13 protein-coding genes and 1 pseudogene are annotated in these 14,913 nt (G+C 44.4%); 9 read left to right on the top strand and 5 right to left on the bottom strand.

The window, feature by feature from the left end; genetic code table 11:
• Positions 1 to 126: 126 nt before the first annotated feature.
• From MU515_RS14495 to MU515_RS14485, 3 genes and pseudogenes are all read left to right on the top strand, one after another.
• A pseudogene (locus MU515_RS14495) lies at positions 127 to 1,572 on the top strand (chitinase); the annotation flags it as partial.
• A gap of 238 nt (positions 1,573 to 1,810) precedes the next feature.
• The gene (locus MU515_RS14490; protein ID WP_260261136.1) at positions 1,811 to 2,404 is read left to right on the top strand and encodes an acetate uptake transporter; all 594 of its coding nucleotides are present in this window, start codon (positions 1,811 to 1,813) and stop codon (positions 2,402 to 2,404) included.
• Between the two features lie 153 nt (positions 2,405 to 2,557).
• Positions 2,558 to 2,908 (top strand): MerR family transcriptional regulator, encoded by a 351-nt coding sequence (locus tag MU515_RS14485; RefSeq protein ID WP_260261135.1) that lies wholly within the window; start codon positions 2,558 to 2,560, stop codon positions 2,906 to 2,908.
• Between the two features lie 8 nt (positions 2,909 to 2,916).
• Here MU515_RS14485 and MU515_RS14480 read toward each other — a convergent pair whose 3' ends face one another.
• The 4 genes from MU515_RS14480 to metN all read right to left on the bottom strand — a co-directional run bounded on the left by MU515_RS14480 (position 2,917) and on the right by metN (position 6,616).
• Positions 2,917 to 3,870, bottom strand: a complete 954-nt coding sequence (locus MU515_RS14480) for an aldo/keto reductase (RefSeq protein ID WP_260261134.1) — start codon at positions 3,868 to 3,870, stop codon at positions 2,917 to 2,919.
• A 176-nt stretch (positions 3,871 to 4,046) separates the two neighbouring features.
• Positions 4,047 to 4,856 carry a MetQ/NlpA family lipoprotein gene (locus MU515_RS14475; RefSeq protein ID WP_260261133.1) on the bottom strand — a complete coding sequence of 270 codons (810 nt, stop codon included), beginning with the start codon at positions 4,854 to 4,856 and terminating at the stop codon, positions 4,047 to 4,049.
• Positions 4,857 to 4,914: 58 nt separating this feature from the next.
• Complete coding sequence (locus MU515_RS14470; protein WP_260261132.1) at positions 4,915 to 5,592, bottom strand: methionine ABC transporter permease; 678 nt, start codon at positions 5,590 to 5,592, stop codon at positions 4,915 to 4,917.
• Positions 5,582 to 6,616 carry a methionine ABC transporter ATP-binding protein MetN gene (gene metN / locus MU515_RS14465; protein WP_260261131.1) on the bottom strand — a complete coding sequence of 345 codons (1,035 nt, stop codon included), beginning with the start codon at positions 6,614 to 6,616 and terminating at the stop codon, positions 5,582 to 5,584. The genes MU515_RS14470 and metN overlap by 11 nt, the downstream gene beginning before the upstream one ends.
• 224 nt (positions 6,617 to 6,840) lie before the next feature.
• Here metN and gmhB point away from each other — a divergent pair, with 224 nt between their 5' ends.
• The 5 genes from gmhB (at position 6,841) to treC (ending at position 12,211) form a co-directional block, all read left to right on the top strand.
• Positions 6,841 to 7,392 carry a D-glycero-beta-D-manno-heptose 1,7-bisphosphate 7-phosphatase gene (gene gmhB / locus MU515_RS14460; RefSeq protein ID WP_260261130.1) on the top strand — a complete coding sequence of 184 codons (552 nt, stop codon included), beginning with the start codon at positions 6,841 to 6,843 and terminating at the stop codon, positions 7,390 to 7,392.
• A gap of 58 nt (positions 7,393 to 7,450) precedes the next feature.
• Positions 7,451 to 7,810, top strand: a complete 360-nt coding sequence (locus tag MU515_RS14455) for an MliC family protein (protein ID WP_260261129.1) — start codon at positions 7,451 to 7,453, stop codon at positions 7,808 to 7,810.
• Positions 7,811 to 7,890: 80 nt separating this feature from the next.
• Entirely contained in the window at positions 7,891 to 8,838 is a 948-nt protein-coding gene (treR, locus tag MU515_RS14450) for a trehalose operon repressor TreR (RefSeq protein ID WP_260261128.1), read from the top strand.
• Between the two features lie 167 nt (positions 8,839 to 9,005).
• Positions 9,006 to 10,430 carry a PTS trehalose transporter subunit IIBC gene (gene treB / locus MU515_RS14445; protein WP_260261127.1) on the top strand — a complete coding sequence of 475 codons (1,425 nt, stop codon included), beginning with the start codon at positions 9,006 to 9,008 and terminating at the stop codon, positions 10,428 to 10,430.
• Between the two features lie 98 nt (positions 10,431 to 10,528).
• Entirely contained in the window at positions 10,529 to 12,211 is a 1,683-nt protein-coding gene (gene treC / locus MU515_RS14440) for an alpha,alpha-phosphotrehalase (RefSeq protein ID WP_260261126.1), read from the top strand.
• 73 nt (positions 12,212 to 12,284) lie between these two features.
• Here the strand turns inward: treC and MU515_RS14435 are convergent, their stop codons facing one another.
• Positions 12,285 to 12,884, bottom strand: coding sequence for a DUF6198 family protein (locus tag MU515_RS14435; protein ID WP_260261125.1), 600 nt, complete (start codon positions 12,882 to 12,884; stop codon positions 12,285 to 12,287).
• A 343-nt stretch (positions 12,885 to 13,227) separates the two neighbouring features.
• Here MU515_RS14435 and glyA point away from each other — a divergent pair, with 343 nt between their 5' ends.
• The gene (gene glyA / locus MU515_RS14430) at positions 13,228 to 14,478 is read left to right on the top strand and encodes a serine hydroxymethyltransferase (protein WP_260261124.1); all 1,251 of its coding nucleotides are present in this window, start codon (positions 13,228 to 13,230) and stop codon (positions 14,476 to 14,478) included.
• The last annotated feature ends 435 nt before the right edge of the window (positions 14,479 to 14,913 follow it).

Here is a 14,913-nt window from a genome sequence, read left to right as displayed (position 1 = left end):
ATCAATGGAAAATTTCTATAGTCTTATCGCAAGATTATTATGTGCCTAAGGGCTTTTGACACCAAATTATCCTCGTTTTTCTATGCTTTCGTTGGACGTTAATATTAATTAGAGGACTCCAACAACATGAAAACAATAACTAGCATTGCAGCGGCTATCGCCGTGGCCAGTGCATCAAGTGTCTGGGCTAGCCCTAACATTCAACCTGACCCTCAAAACCCAACTGGCTACGTGATGGATCGCGCGGATATCCAAGCGATGGAAGCCAGTAAAACCTCCGACCCTATGTATGCAGTTTGGGCTGATGCACTTCGCACAGCAAGCAACACGGTCGTCGAGGCGATAGAGCCGGGCCTTGCCACCAACCCAGAGAACGTAAAACGCGCAGAGTTAGTTTTCCCTCTCGCGGAGTGGGATTACTTAACGCAAATGGCGGCGCCTGAATACACCTACACTAAATTCTTACGTGCGATTGGTAAGTTCCCAGCGTTTTGTGCCACTTATACCGATGGTCGAGACTCCGATGCGATCTGTAAAAAATCCATCATTACTGCGTTTGCGCACTTCGCTCAAGAAACGGGCGGCCACATCGCGAAGGATAACTATTGGGATAACCCACTAGGCCTTGAAGAGTGGCAGCAAGCATTAGTGCATGTGCGTGAAATGGGGTGGTCAGAAGGGCAAGAAGGATACACCACAGGTTGTGGTCAGAATGATTGGCAAAACCGCAAGTGGCCATGTTCTCCAGGGCAAGGTTACTTCGGTCGTGGCGCTAAACAGCTTTCTTACCACTTTAATTACGGCGCATTTTCTGAAGCGATGTACGATGGCGATGCGACGGTATTGTTAAATAATCCTGCGCTCGTGGCAGATTCATGGTTGAACTTAGCCTCAGCGATTTGGTTCTTCTTAACACCGCAAGCGCCTAAGCCAGCAATGCTGCACGTGATTGATCGCACTTGGGTGCCTTCACAACGTGAAATCGATGCAGGCATTGGCTACGGCTTTGGTACCACGATTAATATCATCAATGGTGGTATTGAGTGTGGTGAACAAAACAAAAACAAAGGTCAACCAGTCAACCGAATTAAATATTGGGAAGGCTTATCAGCGCATTACCAGATCCCTATTGAAGCGGATGAAGTTAACACCTGTTGGCAGCAAACTCCTTACGCAAGTTTGAACTTAGATGGCGCTACCGATGTGCTTTACACCAACTGGGATGGTAACTGGAAATACTATGCTGACCGCCCTGAAGGTTACTCATTTGAATGTGAACTAGTGGGCTTCCAAACGGCTTACTCTGCATTGGTAGAAGGGGATTACGAGAAATGTGTCACCAATTTCTATCAATCGCATGCCAGTTGGCCAGAAGTGCGTGTTGTCGATAACCTTGCTCCACCACCAGTTGATCCACCGGGTACAGCACCTGCGTGGGACGTAAATAAGGTATACAACACCGGTGATCAGGTTACTCATCAAAACGCGATTTATGAAGCGAAATGGTGGACACAAGGTGATGATCCTACCAAAGGCGACCCGTGGAAATTTATCTCTGCAGTACCCGCTCAATAAAGTGTTTTTAGCTGAAATCTAATTTTAGCTGTTTTTAAGCCTGCAACTGTGTGTTTATGCCTATTTGCAGGCTTTTTCTCGTCTTTATATTTAGTGAATGGTGTTTGACCAGATAAATCAACTAATTGCTGTTTTGTGCAATCTAAGATTGCGCGTAAGGCTTATTGTGTTTGTAGGATTGCCCTTTAAAATTCGCGCGTAATTTTTATCAACTTTTTTGAAAAGGTACACGCCAATGTCGACTAAACTGGCTAACCCAGCGCCGCTAGGCCTTATGGGTTTCGGTATGACAACCATCCTGCTAAACATCCACAATGCAGGTTTTTTCCCTATTGATTCTATGATCCTAGCAATGGGTATTTTCTACGGTGGTCTTAGCCAAGTTCTTGTTGGCATGATGTGCTTTAAGCGTGGTGACACGTTCGGTACCACTGCATTTACTTCTTACGGTCTATTCTGGCTAACGCTTGTTGGTCTAATCGTAATGCCATACATGGGCCTTCCAGCAAGCCCACATAGCTTCATGGGCTGGTACCTAACACTTTGGGGTATCTTCACTGGTTTCATGTTCATTGGCTCACTATGCTACCCAGTAGCGAAGCAAGTAGTATTCGGTTCACTAACCATTCTATTCTTCCTACTTGCAGCTCGTGATTTCACTGGTAGCGAACTGATCGGTACTATCGCTGGTTTTGAAGGTATCTTCTGTGGCGCGAGCGCAATCTACTTCGCTATGGCTCAAGTGCTAAACAATGAGTACGGCCGCACTATTCTTCCTATCGGTGAGAAAAAGCCTGCAGCGACAGCAGCTGAGCAAGTAGCTGCTTAATTAAATCGTATTGATGAGAAAGGGTTAGCAATCTGCTAACCCTTTTTTTATGTCTGATGTGTCGCATGTACACTTTTGTATGAGCGAAATACGAGGAACAACGTGAGGTGAGTTGATATTTTTGACTATTAGTGAATTAGTCGAGGTAAAGGAATGCGAATTCAGCAAGTTGCAGAGGATACGGGATTAAGCCAACATACATTACGTTACTATGAACGGCAGGGGCTGATTTGGGCGGTGCCAAGAGATGAATTCGGTCATAGGTATTATCGCGAACAAGATGTCCATTGGCTCAAGTTTATCCAATGCTTGAAGATGACAGGGATGCCATTAAAAGACATCCAAGCCTATGCTAAGCGTGTAGTGTCTGATGATAAGCAGCCACAGTATTTGCTGAAAATACTAACAGAACATAAACAACGTTTAGAGAGCAGTCGCACAGAGATCGATGAATGCTTAAATCATATTGATTGGAAAATTGAGCACTATCAAAACTTACTATAGATTTTGATTCACTGCTGAAATAGCTGTTCAATGATGGTCATTTCTTGGTTAGTTATATCTACCTCTGTAGCTGGCAATAATTGGTTGAGCTGTTTTTCTGTTCGTGCTCCGATAATTGTACCTGTTGTGGCGGGATGAGCTAGTGTCCACGCTAAACTTAATTGCGCGGTTTGACATTGCTTGCTGTTTGCTAAGTCCTTTAACTTAGTTACTGCCTCCACAATCCGATCGAACTCTGGTTGCTGGAATTGATTACTTTTATGTCGCCAATCTCGTTTATCTAAGTGGTTCAGTCTTTCTATGCTCCATGTTCCTGTTAAGAGTCCGTGGCTCATCGCCGAATGGTGAATGACTCCAATATTGTTCTCTGTACACCAAGGCAGTACGTCTTGCTCTATGCTACGGTTGAGTAGGGAGTAGGGGGGCTGTAGTGAGGTGATAGGAGCTATTTCTTGTACTCGCTGCAACTGCGGTTGCGAAAAGTTGGACACGCCAATATGTCTTACTTTTCCTGCTTGTTGCAAATCTGCTAGTGTTTGCCATGACTCTTCAAGTTGAGCTGATGGATTTGGCGAATGAATCTGGTACAAGTCGATGCATTCAATATTAAGGCGGCTAAGACTGCTGTCTACTTCTTGTAGTATCGATTGCTTGGTGAGGCAAGGTTGTAACTCTGATTCACCATCATTCCAGCGAAAACCACATTTAGTAAAGATAAATGGTGTGTAATGCGTTTGATGAAGCGCTTTAGCGATAACTTTTTCGGCATTGCCTAAGCCATAAGCAGGTGCGGTATCGATCCAGTTAATCCCTTGGTCTAGTGCTGCATGAATGACTTTTATGGATTCCCGTGTCGATTGAGTACCCCATCCCCAATCGCCTATATCTCCTCCAATAGCCCAACTTCCTAATCCCAGTGTAGATATCTTGAGTTGCGAGTTTCCAAGTGTACGTTTTTGCATTACGTGTCCTTCTTATATTCAATATAAAGAAGTTAAAGTTATGCGGGTTTGAGTTAGCTCTAACACAATGTGAAATGTTGATAGCTGTGAAATAGCTCGCATTAGATTGGAAAAAGCAGATATGAAAAAGGCTAGCCGAAGCTAGCCTTTGAGTTTTTTTGGTGCAGTAAAAGTGATTACCAACCTTTAACAACGCCACCTTGGAAGATGTCAGATGCTGCTGAGTAAACTTCTTCAGTTTGGTACGCTTTTACAAAGTTCACGACGTTTTCTGCTGCTGCATTGTCTTCACGAGCAACAACTAGGTTTACGTATGGAGATTCTTTGTCTTCAACGAATACGCCATCTTTTTGTGGAGTAAGGTTGATAGAGCTTGCGTAAGTAGTGTTGATTACTGATAGCGCTACGTCATCAAGAGAACGAGGTAGTTGCGCAGCATCTAGTTCAACGATAGTGATGCCTTTCGGGTTTTCTACGATGTCGCGAACTGTCGCTAGCAGACCAGCACCTTCACGCAGTGTGATTAGGCCTTGTTGCTCAAGAAGAAGTAGAGAACGACCAAGGTTAGTTGGATCGTTTGGTACGGCAATGCGCGCGCCTTCTTGGATTTCATCCACTGATTTTACTTGCTTAGAGTAACCTGCGATTGGGTAAACAAACGTGTTACCAGCGATCACTAGCTTGTAACCACGGTCAGCAACTTGCTGATCTAGGTATGGTTTGTGTTGGAATGCGTTGATGTCGATTGAGCCATCATCCAGAGCTGCGTTTGGTGTTACATAGTCAGTGAAAGTTACTAGCTCAACATCTAGGTTGTACTTTTCTTTTGCTACTTTAGCCGCTACTTCAGCTACTTGTGCTTCAGCACCTGCCATTACGCCTACTTTGATCTTACTAGTGTCAGCTGCTTTCTCACCGCAACCAGAAAGAATAAGGGCAGAGGCCGCTGCTGCGATGGTAAGTAAACCTTTAAGATTAAATTTCATGACTATCTCCTTGTATAAATCTTAAAATTCTTTTTTAAGTCTTTGTTTTAAAATTGGGTTATCTGTGGTCTACGCGGCGAACAATCGCATCACCGATAGATTGAATAATTTGTACTAACACAATAAGCATCACTACTGTCACGGCCATGATTACAACATCATAACGGTGGAAGCCATAACGAATGGCAACGTCACCTAAACCGCCGCCACCTACAGTACCTGCCATTGCTGAGTAACTCACTAGCGTAACCAGTGTGATTGTTACTGAGTTAACGATGGTTGGCATTGCTTCTGGTAGCAATACTTTAGTAATGATCTGCATTGGTGTTGCGCCCATAGATTGCGCTGCTTCTACCAAGCCAGTCGGTACTTCTAACAATGCACCTTCAATCAGACGCGCGACAAATGGAATAGCGCCAATAGTCAGCGGTACGATTGCTGCGGTAGTGCCGATAAAGGTGCCAACAAGTAGTTTAGTGACCGGAATAATCGCCACCATCAAAACTAGGAAAGGCACTGAGCGACCAACGTTAACGATAGCGCCGAGCACACCATTTAACTTGGTGTTTTCAAGCAAACCGCCTTTCTTAGTGGTATGAAGAATCACGCCCAGTGGAATACCAACGGCAAAGCCAACGATACCGGCAACGGCAACCATGTATAGCGTTTCCCATGTCGCGCCTAAAAGCAGTTTACTGTTCAGGCTTAGCCATTCTGAAATCGTATTAAAGGACATAGCCAAGTACCTCAACTTTTACTTTGTTGTCACGTAGGAATTCAATTGCGTTGTTGTCATCTTGTTCTGAACCAAACAGTTCAGCGACCATCATGCCGAACTTAACGCCGCCAGCGTAATCAAGATCTGAACTTAAAATGCTGACATCGATGTTAAATTTGCGTGCGATTTGAGTCATTAATGGCGCATCAACGGTCGCGCCAGTGAACTCTAAACGAACTAATGGGTAGCTGCCCTCTACTCGTGTTTCTTGTAGACGAGCTTGGTAATCTTCTGGAATAGATAGATCGAGTGTTGAGCGAATGAACTGATGAGCGAGTTCTGTTTTCGGGTGAGCGAAAATTTCACCGACCGTGCCTTTCTCGACCAGTTCACCACCACCAATGATCGCCACTTCGTGACAGATACTTTTTACTACATCCATTTCGTGAGTGATGATAAGAATCGTAATGTTGAGTTTGCGGTTAATCTCTTTTAGTAGCTCAAGAATCGACTGTGTGGTGGCAGGATCCAGTGCGCTGGTGGCTTCGTCACATAGCAATACTTTTGGATCAGATGCCAATGCGCGTGCAATTGCCACACGCTGCTTTTGGCCACCACTAAGGTTAGCAGGGTAAGTCTCATACTTATCTTCTAAGCCTACGAGCTTTAATAGCTCAGTTACTTTTGCTGTGATTTGGCTTTGCTCTTTTCCTGCAAGCTCTAGAGGTAAGGCAACGTTACCAAACACAGTGCGAGAAGACAGTAGGTTAAAGTGCTGGAAAATCATGCCGATGTTACGGCGTGCTTCGCTTAGCTGAGATTTAGTTAGCTTAGTTAGGTCAACACCATCAACAATGATCTCACCGCTTGTTGGCGCTTCTAGCATATTCACACAGCGAATCAGGGTACTTTTACCCGCACCTGATGAGCCGATAACACCGAAGATATTACCTTGCGGAATATGAAGATTGATGTCTTTTAGGGCAGGAATTTCTTTCTTGCCTTGGTAGAACACCTTGTTGACTTGGTTAATGCTAATCATTGAGAAACCTACTTTTTGCTCGGGTTCGGAACAGAAGAATATGTTGAGCTACATCTCATTTAGTAGAAGATGCTATGGCTTTGTTGGTTTTGTGTCAATAGATATTTTTACGTCTAGACGTCTAAATGGTTGTTTTAAGCAAACGATTAGGTAATTAGATAGTGATGAAAGAAATAAAGCATGCAATAATTCTCGGGTATTAGATTAAAAACGAGAACCAAATTTTGGCGAAACCAGCAGTCTTTCTAGATCGCGATGGCGTGATTAATGTCGACCACGGCTATGTACACGACGAGCACGACTTTGAATTTATCGAAGGTGTGTTTGAAGCGACTAAGCAACTTAAAGAGATGGGTTATTTACTTGTGTTAGTGACTAACCAATCGGGCATTGCACGCGGTAAATTCAGTGAAGATCGATTCTTATCCCTCACTCAGTGGATGGATTGGAACTTCGTTGATAACGGTGTAGAGCTTGATGGCATCTATTACTGTCCGCATCATAGTGAGCATGGTATCGGCAAGTACAAAGAAGATTGTGAGTGTCGCAAGCCAAAGCCTGGTATGTTTATTTCAGCGCGTGATTTTCTAAAAATAGATATGGCCAATTCAGTCATGGTTGGTGATAAGCCTGAAGATATGATGGCCGCTGACGCTGCTGGTGTCGGCACTAAGATCTTGGTGCGCACTGGTAAGCCTGTTACAGAGCGAGGTGAGGCGGTAGCCACAACTGTGCTCGATAGTCTCAGAGATGTACCAGCCTATCTAAAAAAATAGTCTACCCTGTAAAGGTCGCTTATCAGCGGCCTTTATTTCTATAGGAGGTAACTATTTTATGGCAGGGACAATGATTAAAATCGGCTTAACCCTTTTGAGTAGCGCTTTCTTGTTTGCTTGTTCTAGTGGTCAATCTCAGGACGATATGGCAAAGGTGAATAGCGAAGAACTCTATCACTACCAATGTGACTCAGACTTAACCTTTGATGTGGCCTACTTGATAGAAGAGCAAGGCGCATTACTTAGAATCGATCAAGCCGACTTCGCTTTAGTGCAAGTTCCTTCTGGTTCGGGGACGCGTTACTCATTACCACAAAATTCCCAATCCAACATTCAGCCTGTGACGTTGTACACGAAAGGCGAGTACGCCCGCTTAGAATTAGGGCGAGAGATTTACAAAAACTGTAAAACGCAATAATGTTAGTCACCTAACCTTGGGGCATCTTATGTGGTAATGCCCTGTAGGCACTTTCCTTTTATCTATTGAATTCTTGTTGTATGAGCAAAAAACTTACCATTCTTGATATCGCGCGCTTGTCGGGAGTCGGTAAGTCGACCGTGTCTCGCGTGTTGACTAACGATCCTAAGGTTAAGCCTGAAACTCGTGAAAAGGTTCTCCAAGTGATTGAAGAGTCTGGTTATGTGCCGTCTAAGTCCGCTCAATCGATGCGCGGTGGTAGTCAGAAGGTAGTAGGGGTGATCATTTCGCGCCTTGATTCTCCGTCTGAAAACAAAGCTGTTGGTAGTATGCTGCAAGCCTTGTATCAAGCCGGCTATGATGCGGTGATCATGGAAAGCCAATTTGACCGCGAAAAAACCAATGAGCATCTGCAAGTATTAAAAAGACGCAACGTGGATGGCGTTATCGTGTTTGGTTTTAGCGATTTTGACTTGGACAAGCTAGAGGCGTGGCAAGGTAAAGCGGTCGTTATTGCGATGGATACTCAGCAAGTCTCTTCTATTAATTACGACAACAGCGGCGTAATTACTCAGGCCTTGCAGTATTTGTATCAGCAAGGTGCGCGTAATATCAGTTACATCGGCGTTGACCCAAGCGATAAAACCACAGGTAAGCTGCGTTTAGAGGCTTATCAATCTTGGTGTGCGCAGCAAGGTATCGCGAGCAATTATCAAACCGGTGACCTCAATCATGAAAGCGCTTACCAACTCGTCGAACAAGTGCTGAGCGTACAAACTCAAGCGATAGTGTGCGCCAGCGATAGCCTTGCGCTAGGTGTGATCAAGAGGCTGCAAGAACTCTCTCGTGAAGATGTGGTGGTGACTGGCGTTGGCGGCAGTGAGCTGCTTTCTTTCTTATTTCCGAATGTATTCAGTATTGATCCTGGCTACGCTGAGGCCGGGGTAAAAGCGGCTAACCTTCTGATCTCTCATATAAACGGAGAGTTAGAGCTAACTCATCTCACCCAAGACCCTGTTCAAAATTAAGTGACTCTTTTTCAATTGGTTTAAAATTATACTGTGATCATTCTCAATTAATGGGACTGTTCCCATTTTCGAGTTAAATAGATTCTGCCAATATAATGAACAATAAATGGGAACATTCCCAATTTAAAGAAAGTATAAACTGAATTTCCAATAGGGTGGACAAGGTTATGAGTAAGATTGCTAAACAAGATGTGGCGCGTCTGATCGAACTCGTCGGTGGATCTGAAAATATTGCCAGTGTGAGTCACTGTCTAACGCGTTTGCGTTTTGTATTAAACGATACAGATAAAGCGAATGAGAAAGGGCTAGAAGCATTAAGCCTAGTTAAAGGCTGTTTTACTAATGCGGGTCAATTCCAAGTCGTGATCGGCACTGAAGTTGATGAGGTCTACAAAGTTTTGATCTCCTTAACGGGCAAGCAAGCAGCTTCAAAAGATGAAGCTAAGCTCGCCGCTCGCCAAAACATGAACATCTTAGAGCGCGGTATTTCCCATCTTGCTGAAATTTTTGTGCCGCTGCTGCCTGCGATTATCACTGGTGGTCTGATCCTTGGCTTCCGTAACGTCATTGGCGATATCAAGATGTTTGATGGCCAATCTCTTACTGAAATCAGTCAGTTTTGGGCGACGGTTCATAGCTTCTTATGGTTGATTGGTGAAGCGATCTTCTTCTTCCTACCGGTTGGCGTGTGTTGGTCGACAGTGAAAAAGCTCGGTGGTACGCCAATTCTTGGTATCACTCTAGGTGTCACCTTAGTCTCACCACAGTTAATGAACGCTTACTTGATTGGTAAACAGGTGCCAGAAGTTTGGGACTTTGGCTTGTTTGTGATTGAGAAAGTTGGTTACCAGGCCCAAGTGATCCCAGCCATGTTGGCGGGTGTGGCGTTAGCCTTTATTGAGACCAATTTGAAACGCATTATCCCTTCATACCTATACCTAGTGGTAGTGCCTTTCGTTTCTATCATTCTCTCGGTTGTGTTAGCGCACTCGCTGATTGGCCCATTCGGTCGTATGTTGGGTGATGGTGTGGCATTTGCGGCTAAAGCTGCCATGACGGGGAATTTTGCCGTGATTGGTTCTATGATCTTCGGCTTCTTATACGCCCCACTTGTGATTACTGGTATTCACCACACTACCAACGCGGTAGACCTACAATTGATGCAAGACCTTGGTGGTACGCCGATTTGGCCATTGATTGCACTTTCTAATATTGCCCAAGCATCAGCAGTCGTAGGCATCATCATTATTAGTAAGAAGCATGGTGAGCGTGATATTTCGGTACCCGCGGCTATTTCTGCCTACCTTGGTGTGACAGAGCCTGCGATGTACGGTATTAACTTGAAATACAAGTTCCCAATGCTGAGCGCCATGATCGGCTCTGCAATTGCAGCTGCTATTTGTGGTATGGCTGGGGTGATGGCCAACGGCATCGGTGTGGGTGGCCTGCCGGGTATTCTATCTATTCAACCACAATACTGGGGCGTGTTTGCCATTGCGATGCTGGTAGCGGTTACCGTTCCTGTTACGTTGACTCTATTTCTTTATAAGCGCGCTCAAGCCAAAGGTGAGCTTGAAACCGCGACAGCTTAAACCGACTTAAGCGAGGTTGACTCCTCGCTTTATTCTCTTCTTTTACCATGTTGTGCATGGTCTATTTATCTTCATTTTATTGGTAAGTGAGTTTTGCGATGACAGCACTCAATCAAGATGCTAACTGGTGGAAAACAGCGTCTATCTATCAAATTTATCCGAAAAGCTTTTGTGACAGCGGCAGTCAAGGCACCGGAGACATTAAAGGCATTATCTCTAAGCTTGATTACTTAAAACGCTTGGGTATTGATGCTATCTGGTTAACGCCGGTTTACCAATCACCAATGGTAGACAATGGCTACGATATCTCTGATTACTACGCGATAAATCCGGAGTTTGGCACCATGGACGACTTCGACCGACTGCTAGCCGAGGCGCACCAGCGTGGTATTCGCATTATTATGGATATCGTCGTAAACCACACCTCGACCCATCATCAATGGTTTCAGTCTGCTTTAGGCGATAAACAAAGCCCGTATCGTGATTACTACATTTGGAAAGATCCTGTCGATGGCGATGTACCTAATAACTGGCAATCAAAGTTTGGTGGTAGTGCGTGGCAACTAGATCAAGCGACCAATCAATACTACCTGCATTTATTTGCCACTGAGCAAGCTGATCTCAATTGGGAAAATCCAGCGGTGCGCGAAGAGGTTAAACAGGTCATTAGCTATTGGGCTGAAAAAGGCGTTGATGGTTTTCGCTTAGATGTGATTAACCTTATCTCGAAGCAGCAAGACTTCACTAATGATGACATGGGGGATGGTCGACGTTTTTACACTGACGGCCCGCGTGTGCATGAATATTTACAAGAGATTAGTGAAGCAGTATTTCAAAAATACGGCAGTGTGACTGTGGGTGAGATGTCTTCAACTACCTTAGAACATTGCCAGCAATACTCATCACAAGATGGCAAAGAGCTATCTATGGTCTTTAACTTTCATCATCTTAAAGTCGATTATCCAAATGGCGAGAAATGGAGCAAAGCGCCATTTGATTTCATTCAACTTAAGCAAATCTTCAATCACTGGCAGACAGGGCTTAATGGCCAAGGTTGGGGGGCACTATTTTGGTGTAACCATGATCAGCCACGCGTGGTAAGCCGTTTAGGTGATGATACAACTTACCGTGTTGAGTCAGCCAAAATGCTGGCAGCATCACTGCATATGATGCAGGGCACACCATACATCTACCAAGGTGAAGAGATCGGCATGACCAACCCAGCCTATACCGATATTGCCCAATATAGAGATGTGGAAAGTACCAATATGTACGACATCATGGTGAATCAGCAAGGTATTAGTCATGAGGATATGATGGCGATTCTCGCGCAGAAATCTCGTGACAACTCGCGTGCGCCAATGCAGTGGGATGATTCAGAAAATGCAGGTTTCACTCAGGGTAAACCTTGGTTAGAAGTCGCTAAGAACTATCCGCAAGTGAATGCGAAAGCGGCAGTAGAAGATGGGGACTCGGTATTTTACTTCTATAAAGCCTTGATTGAATTACGTAAGCATTTGCCTGTTATCACTAACGGCAGCTATCAAGATTTGCTTCCAGAGCATCAACAATGTTGGGCTTACTTACGTGAAGATGCTGTCCATCAATTATTGTGTGTAAGTAATTACTACCCTCAAGATGCTTGTTGTCAAATACCTGAAGGTATAGTGTTTGAAACATCAGAATGCTTGCTAAGCAATTACTCACATTCATTAGATGTTGAAGGTAATCGCATCAACTTAAAACCTTACGAGACGCGAATTCTCCTGATAAAAAAGTAACCCCTATTACTTTTGAGTAAAGAAAAAGGCTTTGGTCTCGTCAACAAAAACCTTTGTTTTTGTAGTTTGCGTTCTAACTGTAACTCACCGTATAACGTTGAGGTTTGTGGTTCATTGCCAATACCAAGTTGAGTGCCACCGCACCCAGAACTGAGTACATGATGGTTGCAGTATCAACAAAGAAGAATGAAGCAATCAGAATCGCGCAATCAATCGCAAGCTGAGTTTTACCAACAGAGATGCCAAATTTGTCTTGGATGTAAAGGCATAGAACATTAAAGCCACCAAGACTAGAGCGATGACGGAATAGAATGAGCATACCTAAGCCCATCAATAATCCCCCAGCGACTGCGCAGTAGGCTTGGTTGATTTTATCAAGGCTAATGACCAAGTAGAGGTGATCGGCCAAAATCGATACCACAGCGCCAGAAAGAGCACTGTTAAATGCGAAGCGTGCGCCAAAACGTTTCCAAGCCAACAGGTAGAATGGACAGTTCGCAATAAAATAGAGCGTGCCAAAAGACCAAGTTGCAAACTGGCTAACTAAAAGCGCTAAACCTGTTGTTCCGCCAGTCAGCAGTGTGGCGGATTGAAGAAAGAAAATACCTTGTGCGACTAAGAAAGTGCCAGTCAGTATCGCGATCCAATCTTCTTTACGTGAGTGTTTTTCCATCAATGAGCAATTAAAGGTTGAACGAATGGCGAGCATAGTATGTAAAAGATGAGGTTTTCGGTAGCTTGAGAGCGAAATTTAAGGTAAACCTATGTAATTATCGTTTTACGGGGTGTAAAGGATAAATTTGACACTTTTCCTCATTTTGCAATGAGATAGGGGTCAACATGACAAACCTTGTAAACCAGTATGAAAAAACTGCATGAGAAAAATGAAATTTTCTCTTTATGACCTAGATCAAATTATGTAAAATGCGCGCCATTAGGGTGACGAAAACGTTTGCGTCGGGGTCGTTAACCGGTTTTTTGTAACTTTCAGTCAAAATCTGAGTCAGGAGATACAGATGCTTAAGCGTGATATGAACATCGCAGATTACGATGCGGAACTGTTCGCAGCTATCCAAGAAGAAACTCTTCGCCAGGAAGAACACATCGAACTTATCGCTTCAGAAAACTACACAAGCCCACGTGTAATGGAAGCTCAAGGTTCTCAGCTAACTAACAAATACGCTGAAGGTTACCCAGGCAAGCGTTACTACGGTGGTTGTGAGTACGTTGATAAAGCAGAAGCTCTTGCAATTGATCGTGCTTGCGAGCTATTCGGTTGTGAATACGCGAACGTACAGCCTCACTCTGGCTCTCAAGCAAACAGCGCAGTGTACATGGCGCTACTAAACCCAGGCGACACAGTTCTAGGTATGAGCCTAGCGCACGGTGGTCACCTAACTCACGGTTCACCAGTAAACTTCTCTGGTAAGCACTACAACGTTATCCCTTACGGTATCGATGAAGCTGGCCAAATTAACTACGACGAGATGGAGCAACTAGCGGTTGAACACAAGCCTAAGATGATCATCGGTGGTTTCTCTGCTTACTCGCAAATCGTAGACTGGGCTCGTATGCGTGAAATCGCAGACAAAGTAGGCGCTTACTTCTTTGTAGATATGGCTCACGTTGCTGGTCTTATCGCAGCGGGTGTTTACCCAACACCAGTACCACACGCTCACGTAGTTACAACTACTACGCACAAAACACTAGCGGGTCCACGTGGTGGTCTAATCCTGTCAAACGCAGGCGAAGACATGTACAAAAAACTGAACTCTGCAGTATTCCCAGGTGGCCAAGGTGGCCCACTAATGCACGTTATCGCAGGTAAAGCTGTAGCGTTCAAAGAAGCAATGGAACCAGAGTTCAAAGCGTATCAGCAACGCGTAGTAGACAACGCAAAAGCGATGGTTGCTCAATTCCAAGAGCGTGGTTACAAAATCGTATCAAACTCAACAGAGAACCACCTGTTCCTAGTTGACCTGATCGACAAAGACATCACAGGTAAAGATGCAGATGCAGCGCTAGGCGCAGCAAACATCACAGTGAACAAGAACTCAGTACCAAACGATCCACGTAGCCCATTCGTTACTTCAGGCATCCGTGTAGGTACACCAGCGATCACTCGTCGTGGCTTCACAACAGAAGACGCGAAAGAGCTAGCGAACTGGATGGCAGACGTTCTAGATAACATCGGTAACGATGATGTTATTGAAGCGACAAAAGCGAAAGTGCTAGAAATCTGTAAGCGTCTACCGGTTTACGCTTAATTTTTCGTCGTAGAATGAACGAACTTCTGTGTCGAACATACTCATTTGCTAGCGCAAACTCCGTGTGTTCTCCTTGAATTTCGTCCAGCTACTTTGAAAACTATTAGAAAGGGCTCTCATTGAGCCCTTTTTGCGTTTAATAGGTGCTTATTTACAGTTGTAAACTGCGCGCCTTTTCCTTGAACTAGAGACAATTCAGTTTGAAAATCGTGATAGAAGCTCCTTGATGGGAGCTTTTTTATGCGCGCAAATCCGGTGTGTTCTCCTTGAATTTCGTCCATCTACTTTGAAAACTATTAGAAAGGGCTCTTATTGAGTAATGCCAGTCAGTTAAGCTGACTGGCATTTTTCCTATTTGTTGCGTACTTCTTGGGTTTCAACTTAACCCATCGAGGATAACTTCTATCTTCTCTTCGAGGCGGTAGGATAAACATG

The sequence above is a fragment of the Vibrio intestinalis genome, from assembly GCF_025195085.2.
Taxonomy (GTDB): Bacteria; Pseudomonadota; Gammaproteobacteria; order Enterobacterales; family Vibrionaceae; genus Vibrio; species Vibrio intestinalis.
The sequence above is the reverse complement of the archived record's forward strand: the minus strand, read 5'-3'. Positions and strand labels throughout refer to the sequence as shown.

Coding starts and splice junctions, on each gene's coding strand:
- MU515_RS14490 (WP_260261136.1), top strand. CDS start 1,811: ATGTCGACTAAACTGGCTAACCCAGCGCCGCTAGGCCTTATGGGTTTC.
- MU515_RS14485 (WP_260261135.1), top strand. CDS start 2,558: ATGCGAATTCAGCAAGTTGCAGAGGATACGGGATTAAGCCAACATACA.
- MU515_RS14480 (WP_260261134.1), bottom strand. CDS start 3,870: ATGCAAAAACGTACACTTGGAAACTCGCAACTCAAGATATCTACACTG.
- MU515_RS14475 (WP_260261133.1), bottom strand. CDS start 4,856: ATGAAATTTAATCTTAAAGGTTTACTTACCATCGCAGCAGCGGCCTCT.
- MU515_RS14470 (WP_260261132.1), bottom strand. CDS start 5,592: ATGTCCTTTAATACGATTTCAGAATGGCTAAGCCTGAACAGTAAACTG.
- metN (WP_260261131.1), bottom strand. CDS start 6,616: ATGATTAGCATTAACCAAGTCAACAAGGTGTTCTACCAAGGCAAGAAA.
- MU515_RS14455 (WP_260261129.1), top strand. CDS start 7,451: ATGGCAGGGACAATGATTAAAATCGGCTTAACCCTTTTGAGTAGCGCT.
- treR (WP_260261128.1), top strand. CDS start 7,891: ATGAGCAAAAAACTTACCATTCTTGATATCGCGCGCTTGTCGGGAGTC.
- treB (WP_260261127.1), top strand. CDS start 9,006: ATGAGTAAGATTGCTAAACAAGATGTGGCGCGTCTGATCGAACTCGTC.
- treC (WP_260261126.1), top strand. CDS start 10,529: ATGACAGCACTCAATCAAGATGCTAACTGGTGGAAAACAGCGTCTATC.
- MU515_RS14435 (WP_260261125.1), bottom strand. CDS start 12,884: ATGGAAAAACACTCACGTAAAGAAGATTGGATCGCGATACTGACTGGC.
- glyA (WP_260261124.1), top strand. CDS start 13,228: ATGCTTAAGCGTGATATGAACATCGCAGATTACGATGCGGAACTGTTC.